Source organism: Kosmotoga sp. DU53 (assembly GCF_001639905.1).
Classification (GTDB): domain Bacteria; phylum Thermotogota; class Thermotogae; order Petrotogales; family Kosmotogaceae; genus Kosmotoga; species Kosmotoga olearia.
In genome coordinates, this window is sequence record NZ_JGCK01000060.1 from 78,120 (window position 1) to 91,930 (window position 13,811).

Sequence of the window (13,811 nt, forward strand, 5' to 3'; positions counted from 1 at the left end):
ACCCCCTACCAAATGTTTTCTATCGGAAATTTCTTACCTGATTCATCGATGAAAACAATTGTTTTCTCCTTTATTTCAAGGTTCTGGAACCCCTTAGCTTTTTCAAATACTTTGTAAAAAATCTCTTCAGCTTTTCGTTGGCCCAGCCCATAGTATGGTATTGCCTGGCCAGAAACCTTCCGACCATCTAAAATGCCAACAACTGTCTGGTAATCAAACTCAGCGTTCTCTCCGGCAAAGACGATTTCGCTAATACCGTCGCCGTTTAGATCGATAACGTAAAGCTCTTTTAGATGCCCAGGGTGATAGTATCTACCTTCTACAATGCCCTCGAGAGATACCACTGCTAATATGGAAGGGAACCACGGAACATGGTTCAACACGACAACAATCTCCGATCGGCCGTCGTCATTTACATCGCCGATTCGAATTCTGGTGATTTCAAAAGAATCGTCAGGCCAGAAAACGGAGTCATCACTTAATTTTACCTTCCACAATAGTTCGCCTTTTTCATTGAATAGGTAGAGGGTTCCCTTATCTGTAGCACCGGTTCCTGCAATTATTTCCCTTGTCCCGTCTCCATCGATATCTTCTACGAGTTTTGTTTTTATGGTGATTCCAAATCTTTCTTGAAGTTCTGTTATATCGATTGCTGCTTGTTGTTGTACCTGAGGCTGCACGATCTTTTTAACGGTTTTTTCGATAATCACCGATTTGGGTTTATCTATGACCCTGAAACTCACCTTTGAGTCATTAGAAAGCCTTCCATCACTGACATGACACTCCATTACATACACTCCGGTGGCTTCCGGTGTTATTAAAAGTTCGGTGGAGGTTGCATTGAGCAATTCACCATTTAATTTCCAATTGTAGTTCAATGCGTCACCATCAGGATCGTGGGCGTCAACGGATAATCTTACGTTTTCACCTGGATACACGATGGGAGGAATCGCTGAAAAGCTATCTATGACCGGCGGGGAGTTAAGTCTTTCCGGAGAAGTATAACTGGCTGTAAGTATCTTATCACCTGCAGAGACTTCTATAAAGTGCTTTCTGTCGAAATCGAAGTTAGGTGTTCGGAATTCAACGAGTCTCGTTCTGAAATTAAGGTTTGCCAGCTCTTCGAAAGCTTTGTTCGGACCAGCTATCTTGAAAATGTTGAAGAACTTTCCACCTAAACTTTCAGAAATTTTCACGTATTCGGGTTCTGGTGGGACGAGTAATAACAGTTCCACCCCTTTTCCGTTCAGTTCGTCAATCAACCCATTGACCGAAACATTCGAGTAAGCAGTTCCGTCTTCAACAAAGTGTGCAGGAGCGTTGGTGATCAGCACAATTACTTTTTTCGCTTTGACATCGAAAGGAAGATTAGAGGCCATAGAAAGGGCATCCAGAGATATCTCGGGATCATCTCCGCCACCAAAAGGCACAACATCTCTAAGCCAGCTAATAAACACATCGTCGCGGGAAGTAAAACCTTTCAGCTCTCTTATCTCATCTCCGAAGGTAACTAACGCATAGCGTAGTCGAAGCCCTTCTTCTTTTAATTTCTTGATGGCCTTTTCCATGAGATCATCCATAATTCCAATTACATTTCTCATGCTTCCTGAAGAATCCAGAACGATAACAATATCCATATCGGAGATAAAAGCTTTGTCCGGTGTTTTAAACCAGAAGTCAACTTCTATTCCGTCCTCTTTAACACAATCTATGGTTGCGTCGGAAGAGATGTAAAAAGAAACTAGAGGATAATGTTTCAGGTCAATCCCGGATATCTGTCCAGAGAACGAACTGGTGAATAGAGCCAGAAATAAAATTAACGCTGACAGGTTAACGATTTTCATGTCTATCACCATCCGATCGTCTTTTGTGAGAGGTTTCCTGCAAGATCTCTGGCTACTACCTTAAGCTTTGAAACATCGTTCATGGAGAAGGTCTTTATTATTTCAAAATGATTCTCCCTGTTATGAATGTCTCCTATACTGTATGTGGTATCACCAATGGAAACGGATTTGATAACGAAGTTGTCAGATACGGTGATTTTTACCATCACTTCGTTCCCTTGTGTGGAGAGTATGGTGGTTTCAATGAGAGGAGGGGCTGAATCAACAAAAATTTCATGTGTTTTTGTGTCTGTAAGACCGTGGATGTCTTCAACCATAACGAAGAAAACCGAATGACCATCAGGGAAGTAACGGGTTTCTTTGAAGGAAAGGTTCTTCCTTCCATAGCACTGCACGACTTTGCTGGAGATATTCCAGTAATCAGCACTTGTTACCACAACGTTAAGTCCCTTGTTGTCTGTCGCGGTGATTGTTATTTCAACGTGATTTCGCTGTGTAACCAGTATTTCAGGAATGTTTGTTTCAACCACAGGACGTTCTTTATCCGGGAGCAAGAGCTCAACAGTGCTAGCATCGTACCAATCGCTGCCATTTGCGGAAGGGCGAGTATTATCTGGATCGAAGTAAGTCAATGTCGCTTCTTTTTCAAAATGTATGCCGAATCCGTTTGCCTTTATCTTGAATTTTACCGGATTAGGTATTTTTTCTGAATGATAGTAATGTACTCTGATTTTGTAGGTTCCTTCGGCTGGAACCTTGTTCTTGCCATAGGAAAGAACATAACGTTCTACCTTTTGTTTACCACCAATGTACTCTCTCTCATCCATGGTTAGATTTCCGCATTCGGAACCTCTGTTAGCGAAATAGACAATATTCTCTCCGGGTTCATACACGTACAGATCGAGATCGGCATCTTCATTATCCCAGCTTAGTTCCACGGTAAGTGCTTCAGTACCATGGAAATAATTCATATGAAGACTTTTTCCACCGATCCCGGTTCTTGATTTTGCAATGACATGGATGGTGTTTTTGCCAGGTTGTAGAGTAATGGGTATTGCAAAGGTTCCACCTTCAATGGTTTTTGGAGGATTCTCGCTGCCGTTAACACTTACCCGGATACTTCCGGTTTCATTCTCGGGTTTTGAGACTTTTCCAGATAATTCAAGGCTTGAGGTTGCTATGGCACCACCGTAATCCTGGTCGAAAATAATTTCTATCCAGTTTAAAGTACCAGCGGTTCTCTTGCCAGCCATATCTATGACAGCGTAATTCAACCCCTTTTTGACTTCTTCAACCGGTATCGAAAACTCCCGGTTTCTTTCGCCATTCAGTTTGAATATCTTTTTTCCGATCTGGAGATATTTGATCCCGGAGTCATCACTGAAGATGAGCTTGACTTTTGTTTCTTCACCTAATATAAGGTCATAGTCGACAACCGGGGCACTTTTATCCACGTACACATACCTGTATGTTATTGTGGTATTTCCAGAACCATCCGTTACTTCTATTTTCAATTCTTTGGATTTTGCAATTTCGACTTCAAATCTATCTGAAACCGTTTGTGGGAGATCGTAATTTTTTGAAAGCCCTTCAACGGTTATCGTTGCGATACCGCTTATATCAGTGGCTGAAACGGTCATTTTTACTTTGCCTGATACGATAGTGCTTTCGAGTTTAACGGATACTTCGGGGCCGTCACTATCACGTTCAACAGTAAAACTTTTCGATGACGAATTTCCGGCCGCATCAATCGCCTCTACTACGATCGTTTTCATGGGTTTATCGTCGAGGAATATTTCATGGATGGCTTCGTAGATTTTCGAGGCGCCCACGTTAACAGGGGTTCCATCTATTAGCACTTTTGAAAGCCGGGTATTGTCGGTGACATGGATATTTAACTTCGCAAAATCTGAACCGGACGTTCTTCGACCGGTAATTGTAATTTCTGGCGCTTTGGTGTCATAAATAACATAGAATTTCTTTTGAGTGATCTTTCCCGAAACGTCAATGACGGTTGCTATGACAGATTTTGTTTTTCTGTCAGTGGTGTATTCAACTCTCTGCAGCTCGTTATCAGGGTCAAAGGCAACTTCTTTGCCGTCAAGCAATACTTTCTCTATCCTGGTATCATCCTTCATTTTGAAGGAGATTATAACGGTATTCTTTGAAGTGAAGAAATAGTCTGCAATGATCAGGGTTGGTGGTTCTAAATCACACACTAGATTGAGTTTTACGCTACCAAGTTTGTTCATTCCTAAATCGAGCATTTTGATTTCCAGTTCGTTCATCCCTTTGATAGACGAATAGACCGTAACTCCGCGGATTGAGGGGCTCATCAGATCAATGTAAAGCGCGAAGGGAATATTGTTTACATTAAAGATAGCGCCGTAAGGTGTAGAGGTAGAAACCCTGATTGGGGTTTTAGTGTTTTCACCCACTGTGAGATTCTTTTGTAATGGTTTTTCCAGGTTCAATAAGCCGTTTATCTTTGCACCGGTAAGTGGATAAAGGAATCTGGTGTCTTCTGGATCGATGCTTTTTAAGGCTATCAGGTTTTTTTGCAATTTATCACGATTTTTACGGGAAGCTTCCAGTAAAATCATGGTTTTCAGAAGGACCTCGTTTTTAGAGGGTTTCAGTGTTTTTCTGGCCAAATAAGATAATGCGTTTTTTATGCCTTCTTCCTTCCACACTTTGGTTATTTTCCATGAATACCGCAATTCATCTAAACCGGGGTATTTTTCTGCTGTGGCGATCGCTTCTTTCATTAGTTCTGTATTGGAGGTTGCGAATCCAACCGCAAACAGTGCACCAAGAGTGATCGGATCACCAGACTTTTCGTTTACAATCCTTTCAGCGAGTTTCAGGGCTTTGTCATCCATGGAGTTTCTCAGGTAGGCTTCAGCGATCGCTCTTATTAGATAAGGGTCATAGGCGTTTTCCAGGAATTTATCTGCAATCGCAAGGGTCAATGCTGGTTCATTTAAAAGCGAATAGAATATTTTAAGCGCTGCAACCTTTTCTTCGAAGGCGTGCGGCGAGGAAACAGCTTTGAGCGCCTGCTGACTCAAATCGTATTTTCCGGCAAAAAGATATGCGAGAGATTCGGCTATGAGGATTTCATCGCTGCGGTTTTCTTCCGGTATCGTTTCTATAAATCGTGTAAGATCGATCAATTTAGTTATAGAATTGTTGACATATGCGGCTTTAAGAGTTATTTCGACGTACAGTTCTGAAAGTTTTTGTCTCTCGTTTTCATCAATTTTTGCTTTATCCAAGAACGCTTTCAATACTTTACTGGCTTCTGTATAGTAGCCTCTGGCCAGGTATTCATCAACGATTTCAATAATTGATACAGCTTTCACTGCTTTTCGGGTGAAATAATCAAGTGCCCGGATTTCAACAAAGTAGTTTCCGGCTTCCGGTGGGAGAAGCTCTACGTTAGCAGTGCCTTCAAAGGTAACAGTTTTTTTATCGATGATGTTTTCTGTTTCATCCAGCAATATAATGTCTGTTTTCAGGGGTTCGGTCATTGTTGCCAGTGAAGTTATTCCGATTTCAAATGGAATACCAGCGGTAACAGTGGAAGGAACCGTCATTGAAAGGGAGATCTCAGGCAATGGAATAACAAACTCACCTTCTATTGAAGTATCAGGAGTATCTAGTCGTAGTTTGGCCAATCTCGCACCCTGAGTTTTGTATTTTAGTAAATAAATATTCTCAAAGGTTTCGAGAAGACTATTAAAAGCAGTTTTTAGATTATCTATCGTTGGAGATTTCAGGAACATTCCACCGGTAGATCTTGCAAGCGTACCAAGGCTGAACTCGTCTATTCTGGTTCCGAGACCAATTGCAAAAATGACAACATTATTTTCTCTGGCCAGACGGATTACTTCAGATAACGTCTTTTCACTTCCGGGGGCGGTATCTCCATAGTTGGCATCGACTCCGTCAGTAACGAGTATCAAAAATCGTGGACCTGAACGTTCTGAGAGTAGTTCTATGCCTTTTGCAACGGTGTCATAAAGAGGTGTTGCACCTCTTGCTTTTATAATAGCAAGGGCTCTTTTCAGCTGTTCTCTATCGCGGGTGAAGTTTTTTAAAACCTCTATTTCAGTATCGAAAGCGATCAAGGCAAGCTCACTGTTTTCGGGAAGCAGGTCAAGGAAATATGAAGCAGCATCCTTGGCTTTTTCCATAACGGGTTTCATACTTCCACTTCTATCAACTTCAAGGACGAAGTTCAACGAAGGTTCCTTTTTCAACGCTTCCAGACTCTGGAGATCTATCCTTCCTGAAGGTTCAAGAATGTAAGCGTCGCTGTGTAGAAGTACTTCTTCGCTGATAGGTTTATTTATATCTGTGTAAGCTCTGAATAATATCTTTATTTCCGGGTAGTCTTCTATGTTGATTATTTAAAAACTCTATTTTTCCTGTTCTCTCACTATAAACCCGATTGAGCAATTGGTATCTTATTTCGCCCAGGTGAGACAGAAAGGTCACCATGAAATTTTGTGAAAAGTTTTCTCTTAGCCCTTCCACATAAACCTTTGAGCTTCTTGAATAAATGGGGGTATCTGGATCAACGAAGCTGTAAAGCTTTGTGGAGATCTCAAACACATGCACTGTATCTTCATCTTCAGAAGAGATCCGGGTAACCTCCAGTTTAATGTACCAATCGTATCCGACTATTTCGGAGGCTTTTTCAGGGGAAAGAGAACCTTCTGATAATTCCACGGAAAGGTTACAGTTTTGTAAAATATTCTCCAGGCTGTTTTTGAGTTCTCTGTAAAGCCATTCCCTTGGTTCGAATCTCATTACATCATAACTTAAAAGTATCCTTCCAATCTTTAGTGTGAAATCCTGCCTTATCTTCAGATTGAATGAAAGCTGAACTTTTTGATTTTCCCCTATATAAACATATTTTTCTGAGGGTTCAAATCCTTTAAGTTGCACAGCTACACGGTGGTAACCGGGCACAACCCAGAATTCAAAGGGTGTGTATCCAAGATGAGTACCATCAATATAAACCTTCGCGTCGGATGGATAGGTTTCAACCTGAAGAAGCCCGTAAGAAAAAGAGACGACAGAAAATAATACAAACAACGTGAGAAATAATTTTCTCATTGAACCTTCCCCCTTATCTTTCTTTTCTCCATTATATGATAACTTTGATTCATTTCAAAAGATTAAATGAACGGAACGCATTGGGGATATCAGGATCCTAATTCCAGTATGTGCAGGATCTTATAGTATCCATCCTCTATCTTTGCTGCTTCAGGAAGTCCGCCTTTTTCCAGTAACGAAAAAAGCTTAAGTAAAAACTCTTTTGGATTTGTAGGGATTATTTCTAAAGCGGAATCTACGTCAAGCAATCTATTGTCCTGAGCTCTGGAAAGAAAAAGGGCGGTTTCAAAGTGGAACTCTTTTATTTCATCAATAACTTCTTCCAGGAACCATTCGCTATTAAAATTCAAACCGCCGAGATACCATAGGTAAACCCGGTAAAGTATTCTAAACAAGGCAGTAGCCGAACCGTTTCCGGAAACAAGGAAAGGAAAACGATAAGAAAGGAGCATTGCTTCTGGAATATTTTCCCTTAGTGATACGAGCAGCCCAAAGAATAATTCAACCATCGAGAGGTCCGGTTCTATTGATTCCGGGATTTCGCCGGTAAGAAGTCTTGTTGCTCTATTAGAGAGTTCAGGATTATTTGATTTGGATAAATAATTCAGCAGATGTCTATAATCAACTTTGCCGAAATTAACAAACTCCTGGTTTTTCATATCTGTAGCGTCTATCAGTTTATCAAACAAAAGTTCTAACTCGCCGGAATTGTACTTTTTTGCCAGGCTCCTCATGACAGGGTTTTCAAATTCTGTATTAACCTGTGAGAGTCCTTGGACCATTCCTTCATACAATGCAATTTCTTTTTTTAGTTCGTAAATGCTCTCATCCGGAAGTTCATCTATCAATTCCCGGGCTTGTTTAAAATCACCTAAAAGTGTAAAAGATCTTGAAAGGGCCACGGTGGCTTTGTAATCTTTTGTTTCATTATAGTATTTTTCGAGATGTTCTACGGCGTCTTCTACCAGTCCCATATTTCGTTCCAGTAATCCTAGTTCGTACAAAATCTCAACTGCTTGCGTCATCTCGTATGCCTTTTTTAAGTCGTTATAAGCGCCTAAAAAGTCTCCCAATCTTGTTTTGGAGAAAGCTCTGTTATAGTGGAATTCCCACCGCCCTTCTTTTTTTAGCCCTTCGCTGAACGCTTGCTCTGCAAGTGCATAATTTTGTTTTTCGTTGTATATAACCCCTTTTCTCAGGTACAAATCCGCCGAAAGCGGGAAATTCTTTGAAGTGTTCTCGATTATCTTCAGGGCAGAATCTAGCATTCCGGAGACAATATAGGTGTCTATAATCCAAGAAGGGGAGGAGAGAATTCCCCCTGTGCCTTTTCCAGGGATAGTATGTAGAATTTAACAGCATCGTCATATTCGCCTTTTTTCTGCATAAGCCGCCCAAGCTCGTAATAGCCCAGATAAAAATCTTCTTTAAGCTCAACGGATTTTCTCAACTCAATTTCCGCTAAACCTAATTCGCCTTTTTTCCTCAGTAAAAGCCCTTTGTAAAAGTGATATCTGTAATCTTCTTTGATTTTTTTTGCTTTTTCCAGCCATTTTTCGGCTTCTTCAAGATTGTTTGTGTTTAATGCTTTCTTGAATTTCTCATAGCAGAAATAAACGAGATATGACCCATAATAATCGTCCTTTGAAACGGAATATTGGGCATCTAAACCTCTTATTATCACGTCCAGGTCAATTTTCTCTTTATCTATGATTTTTGGTAAATCTTCCAGAAGTACTGGAAGTTTTACTGGAAGGTTCTGGCGTTTTGCTGCATCTGGTTTAAGAGGCATGTAAACAATAACCTTTTTTGGTTTGTTCACCCTGCACCTCCGGGAGTATTATTTTTTTCAGCTTTCCACACTTTATAGTATAATACTAACTGAACATCATAATATTACAGGAGGTATAGAGATGGTAGCACTCTCATATGTTTTGATAGGTGTCCACGTAGTGTTGAGTGTACTCCTAACCTTTTTCGTGTTGAGTCAAATGTCGAAGAGTTCTGAATTAGGTGCGGCTTTTGGCAGTGGTGCTTCTCATACGATGTTTGGAAGGAAAAAGGGTCTGGACACCGCCGGGAAGATCACCCTCGGCCTTTCCATCGCTTTTATGGTGAACAGCGTTATTTTGACATTTGTTATCTCAAGAGCATTCCCGTCGTAAGGTGATAATCTTGGAAGTGCCGGAAAAACAATTGCAGATACTTAAAAGGAACTCCGTTTCCTTGATTTCGGAGGAAGAATTAATTGAAAGATTGAAGCTCGGAAGGCCGCTTCGAGTCAAGCTTGGAGTTGATCCTTCAAGACCGGATCTTCATCTTGGCCATGCAGTTGTTCTCAGGAAACTCCGGGAATTTCAGGACCTCGGCCATCACGTTATTTTGATAATAGGTGATTTTACGGCTCGAATTGGCGACCCTTCCGGTCGCTCGAAAACCCGCCCGATGCTCTCAAAAGAAGAAGCAAAACAGAATGCCATCACCTACAGTCAGCAAGCCTTTAAAATCCTCGATCGAGATAAAACAGAGATAAGGTTTAATTCTGAATGGCTGGATGGTATGAGTTTTGAAGATGTGATACGGCTTTCGGCTAAGCATACCGTTGCGAGGATGCTTGAAAGGAATGATTTCGAGAAGCGGTATAAGAATAACGAACCTATAAGCATAGCAGAGTTTCTTTACCCGCTAGCCCAGGCTTATGATTCGGTGGTGGTCAAAGCGGATGTGGAGATCGGCGGGGACGACCAGTTCTTCAATTTTGTTGTTGCGCGTAAGATTCAGGAAGAATATGGTTTGCAACCCCAGGTCATTCTCACCATGCCTCTCATAGAGGGAACCGATGGCAATTTGAAAATGTCCAAGAGCTATGGCAATTATGTTGCCTTTGAAGACCCTCCAGAGGAAATGTTTGGAAAACTCATGTCGATTCCCGATACCTTAATAATTAAATATATGAGGTTGCTCACAGACATTCCTGAAGAGCGGATTCTCCAATACGAAAGGGATATAAAATCAAGGAAAATCAATCCACGGGATGTAAAAATGTTGCTGGCTTTTGAGATAACAAGATTTTTCCACGGTGAAGAAGCTGCGGTGCGTGCAAGAGAGAATTTCATAAAAGTTTTCAGAAAAAAGGAACTTCCCAGCGAAATACCTGAAATTAAAGTAAAAGAATCCGAACTATCTCTTGTAGATCTGATGGTTAAATATGCTAATATTTCATCAAAAAGCGAGGCCAGACGGTTGATTTCTCAAGGCGGTGTTCGGCTGAACAACACGGTGATAAAAGATATACATGCTAAGGTCGCAGTATCCAATGGGGACATACTACGTATCGGTAAACGTAGATTCTTCAAGATTTCGTGCTAAACTTATAGAAATCAAAACTTGAACAAGTTGGCCTGCATACTGTATAATAAATTCGTGCTTTAGGCAGATTTACAACTTTCCGAAAGGGGGTAGGTTCCATGAAAAAACTTTCCTTGGTATTGGTCCTTGCCCTTGTTGGCGTGGTGTTCGCCTTTGCGGTAGACTATACTGACGTTCCAGAGGGGCACTGGGCTTACAATGCGGTAATGAAAGCAACAGCTGCGGGATTACTTCAGGGATTCCCGGATGGTACATTCAGAGGAACGGATAGTGTAACGAGGTATCAGTTAGCGGAAGCTATGGCAAAGCTCCTCGAGTACTCCGATGCAGGAGACGCTAAGCTTCAGGAACTCGTTTTTGCTTTGACGAAAAAGGTAGCCGGTCTTTCCCTTGATATTTCTGAGGTTGTAAAGGGAATTGAGGGAACTTCAAAGAGCCTTTCTGATGCCGTTGCATTGCTCAATGCACATGACGCAGATATAACCGCTCTGAAGAAGAAGCTTACCGATACCGAAATAACGGTCAAGCTCCTCGGTCAGGCTATCGCAAAGCTGAGGAAGGATCTTAAAGATGAAGCTGCGGCCATTGAAGAAATCAAGGCCCAGAATTTTGTAACATCCGAGCAACTGGATGAAAAGCTCTCCATGCTTTACACGAAAGTTCTAATGCTTCAGAAAGAAGAGAGCAAGAATAACGCCGCGATAATGGCTGAGGTAGGTAAACTCAACGAGAACGTTGAGGTTATCTTTGATCAGGTTGACTCCAACGTGTTTTCCATAATGGGGCTTGAAAAAGAACTCGCTGGTGTTAAAGCCTCTCTGGACAATTACGTTACCAAGGACGACTTCGAATACGTAGTGAACGTTACAAACAAACTCAGCGCGGATATGTTTACAATGCAAAGAAACTATGGCAAGAGAATTGGTAAGCTCGAAGAAGCTGCTTCCGATTACGCTTTGAAAGCTGATCTTGATGCCTTGAAGAGCTCGGTGAATGAAGATATCGAGGTCATCTTTGATCAGATCGATTCCAATGTCTTTGATATCATGGCTCTCGAGAAGAAGGTAGGGGATCTTGAGGCTGCTCTGAATGCTACAAACGAAGAGCTTGCCGCTTTGAAGGCTGAAGTTGTGACACCTGATCAGCTCTCAGAGAAACTCAACTTCCTCTACAAAAAGATAAATATCGTTGAAGCCAATGCCAAAGATGACGTTGAGGGTCTCAAAGCAACCATTGCCGATCTTGAGGCCAAGCTTGAAGCAAACGCTAAGAACACAAACTTCTCGATGATCCTTTCAGTTGTTTCAACTGCAGTAGCGGTTATGGTGCTTATGTTAGGTAAGTAAACGATTGATTGATTTGTGGCCTGCTGCAAAGGAAGCGGGCCACGATTTGATTCAACCTAGTGGTTTGTGTTAAAATACGAGTGCGCATATCATTCTTAAAAGGGGGTAAGTGTGCATGAAGAAACTTCTGGTTATTCTAACTCTGGTTATCGCTATGACAGCTTTTGCTGGAACAGCGTCTGTCAATCTCGGTGGCGAAACATGGTTTGAAGTTAAGCTTGACAAAGACGGCTTACACACAAATATGTTCATGTGGAACCAATGGGCAGGTTTTGGTGTTGACGCTGGAAATGTTAGTGTAAGCCTCGGCTTCGATGGTTCTCTAACATTAAATGGTATTTCACTTTCCAACGATCGTATCGCTGCGAATTGGTATTCCTCAATGGCATTCCAGGGCGACTACAGCAAATGGTGGTTCGTTGAAGTCGATGATGGCGCTTGGGAACCAACAGCTATCTTTGAATTGAAAGACCTTGGCCTTTCCGTTGCTACTCAGGAAGGCGACAAGGTTCTTGCGAAGTTTGCTGTTGATCCTGTAAACGTTGCCGCTCAGATCAGCCTCGATGCAAGTGGATTCGCCGGTGCTGCTGCTGAAATCAGCTCCGAGGACATCTTTGCTGGTCTTGGTTTTAGAGTTGGTTTCAAAACAGGTGGCGATTACACTGTAAACGCCTGGTACAAAACCACTCTCGGTCCTGTTAATCTTGATGCTTACATGAGATACTCCAACTTCAATGGTCAGTACGTTGGTGCCAACATTGGGTTTGCAAGTGATCTCGTGAGCATTGACACGAACGTTAACTATGACTTCGCCGCAACACCAACTCTTAGCGCTAAATTTGCAGTTGTTCCTATGGAAATCAAAGCCGGACCTGTTACCATCAACACCAAGATCGCTTCTGGTAAATACAGAGACTGGTGGATGGGACTTGTTGGAGATGTTATTGCTGATTACAAAGACATAAGTGTTGAAGCTGCCGCTTCTCTGTCTCTTCCTCTCGGCCTTGGATTCCTTGCCGATCCTACACTCGCTGTTACCTTTGATTATTACGTTCTTGATGGAAGCATGACAGTTCCATTGAGCATTTCCTCGAAGCTTTACGACCTTCTCAGTGTAAAGGCTGGAGTGGACTTTGTTGATCTTACAAGCTGGTACGCATATGTAGGTTACTACGCTGCGTTCTGATATTTAGGTTATAGATACGCTGTGAAAAACCCCCGACCAATGTACGGCCGGGGGTTTATTTATGTATGGTATAGATGATGGCAAAATAGAAAGATGAGATGGCAAATGTCTTTCACAGAATTAAAGAGAAAACTGAGCACCATTGAATTTATGTTGTTTCATTAATAGCATTTTCGTTTGTTTGGGAGTGAAAGCATGAGACTTTTGAGTTTGATCGTCGGGGATTTATTGCTTCTTTTGGCGCTAGTATTTCTGGGAATCCTTTTTACGGCGCTTGTGTACGAGATAATTTTTCCAAACGAAGCCAGGGAGTTGTCGCTGAATACTGGAATTCATTTTTTGATGATAGTGACTCTTTTGACTCAGGGGATAATCTTTCAAATTGGTTCTATCAATCCAGAAAAAAGTATTTTGAAGCTTTTTACCGTTTTTAGTTCTATTGCGAGTCTGTTTTTATTTTTGGTCGGTGTAGTTACCGTAAACCTTAATTGGTGGATCAGACCAGTTGAATCTCTTCTGGACATTAATCTACCTTTTGCTACGCCTCTGAGCATTTTACTCCTGGTTGTTCTGGTGTTCCTTGTCCCTTTTTCTTTGCTTTCATTTTCTTCTGATGATAAAAAGTGAGATTTCCTTATTACCATCCTCTTTATTGTAGTAATTTCTAGTTGTTTACTGTTTTATTATGATCCGGATCATATCTTTTTGAATTAGGGTGTCTCAAAAATCAGTAACAGCCAATAATATCAGCCACCTTTCTGTGAGGACGGCTGTTCAAGATATTGAACATAACACAAAGATTGTATGCCAATATGGCCAAACCCAATACCGCATCATAATTCCTGTTTCTCACATACCAAATGTATTCCAGATTGAAATATTCTTGTAGAATGTTAATCGTTCTCTCTATCTCCCAACGGTTTTTATACTTCTCCGTCA

The 13,811-nt window shown here is 41.5% G+C and carries 10 protein-coding genes and 1 pseudogene; 5 read left to right on the plus strand and 6 right to left on the minus strand.

What is annotated here, in order from left to right:
• Window positions 1-5: 5 nt before the first annotated feature.
• The 5 genes from DU53_RS07850 to DU53_RS07870 form a co-directional block, all read right to left on the minus strand.
• Entirely contained in the window at window positions 6-1,844 is a 1,839-nt protein-coding gene (locus tag DU53_RS07850) for a VWA domain-containing protein (RefSeq protein WP_015868833.1), read from the minus strand.
• 5 nt (window positions 1,845-1,849) lie between these two features.
• The gene (locus DU53_RS07855) at window positions 1,850-6,109 is read right to left on the minus strand and encodes a VWA domain-containing protein (RefSeq protein ID WP_063728311.1); all 4,260 of its coding nucleotides are present in this window, start codon (window positions 6,107-6,109) and stop codon (window positions 1,850-1,852) included.
• 85 nt (window positions 6,110-6,194) lie between these two features.
• On the minus strand, window positions 6,195-6,971 hold the full coding sequence (locus tag DU53_RS07860) for a PEGA domain-containing protein (protein ID WP_063728313.1): 777 nt from the start codon (window positions 6,969-6,971) through the stop codon (window positions 6,195-6,197).
• Between the two features lie 89 nt (window positions 6,972-7,060).
• The gene (locus tag DU53_RS07865) at window positions 7,061-8,239 is read right to left on the minus strand and encodes a tetratricopeptide repeat protein (protein WP_063728315.1); all 1,179 of its coding nucleotides are present in this window, start codon (window positions 8,237-8,239) and stop codon (window positions 7,061-7,063) included.
• Between the two features lie 20 nt (window positions 8,240-8,259).
• Window positions 8,260-8,793, minus strand: a complete 534-nt coding sequence (locus DU53_RS07870; protein ID WP_063728317.1) for a hypothetical protein — start codon at window positions 8,791-8,793, stop codon at window positions 8,260-8,262.
• A 91-nt stretch (window positions 8,794-8,884) separates the two neighbouring features.
• Between DU53_RS07870 and secG the strand changes: the two genes are divergently transcribed.
• From secG to DU53_RS07895, 5 genes are all read left to right on the plus strand, one after another.
• On the plus strand, window positions 8,885-9,136 hold the full coding sequence (secG, locus tag DU53_RS07875) for a preprotein translocase subunit SecG (protein ID WP_063728318.1): 252 nt from the start codon (window positions 8,885-8,887) through the stop codon (window positions 9,134-9,136).
• Between the two features lie 10 nt (window positions 9,137-9,146).
• Complete coding sequence (gene tyrS, locus DU53_RS07880) at window positions 9,147-10,340, plus strand: tyrosine--tRNA ligase (RefSeq protein WP_063728320.1); 1,194 nt, start codon at window positions 9,147-9,149, stop codon at window positions 10,338-10,340.
• Window positions 10,341-10,438: 98 nt separating this feature from the next.
• Window positions 10,439-11,686 (plus strand): S-layer homology domain-containing protein, encoded by a 1,248-nt coding sequence (locus tag DU53_RS07885; RefSeq protein WP_063728322.1) that lies wholly within the window; start codon window positions 10,439-10,441, stop codon window positions 11,684-11,686.
• A gap of 115 nt (window positions 11,687-11,801) precedes the next feature.
• A complete protein-coding gene (locus tag DU53_RS07890; protein ID WP_063728323.1) occupies window positions 11,802-12,872 on the plus strand; it encodes a hypothetical protein in 1,071 nt (356 codons plus the stop codon).
• Window positions 12,873-13,067: 195 nt separating this feature from the next.
• Window positions 13,068-13,499 (plus strand): hypothetical protein, encoded by a 432-nt coding sequence (locus DU53_RS07895; protein WP_063728325.1) that lies wholly within the window; start codon window positions 13,068-13,070, stop codon window positions 13,497-13,499.
• Window positions 13,500-13,599: 100 nt separating this feature from the next.
• Here DU53_RS07895 and DU53_RS12895 read toward each other — a convergent pair.
• Window positions 13,600-13,811 (minus strand): annotated as a pseudogene (locus DU53_RS12895) (IS4/IS5 family transposase); the annotation flags it as partial.

Excerpts from the sequence above, each read along its gene's own strand:
- secG (WP_063728318.1), top strand. The coding sequence starts at position 8,885 with ATGGTAGCACTCTCATATGTTTTGATAGGTGTCCACGTAGTGTTGAGT.
- DU53_RS07850 (WP_015868833.1), bottom strand. The coding sequence starts at position 1,844 with ATGAAAATCGTTAACCTGTCAGCGTTAATTTTATTTCTGGCTCTATTC.
- DU53_RS07860 (WP_063728313.1), bottom strand. The coding sequence starts at position 6,971 with ATGAGAAAATTATTTCTCACGTTGTTTGTATTATTTTCTGTCGTCTCT.
- DU53_RS07865 (WP_063728315.1), bottom strand. The coding sequence starts at position 8,239 with ATGCTAGATTCTGCCCTGAAGATAATCGAGAACACTTCAAAGAATTTC.
- DU53_RS07885 (WP_063728322.1), top strand. The coding sequence starts at position 10,439 with ATGAAAAAACTTTCCTTGGTATTGGTCCTTGCCCTTGTTGGCGTGGTG.
- DU53_RS07890 (WP_063728323.1), top strand. The coding sequence starts at position 11,802 with ATGAAGAAACTTCTGGTTATTCTAACTCTGGTTATCGCTATGACAGCT.
- DU53_RS07895 (WP_063728325.1), top strand. The coding sequence starts at position 13,068 with ATGAGACTTTTGAGTTTGATCGTCGGGGATTTATTGCTTCTTTTGGCG.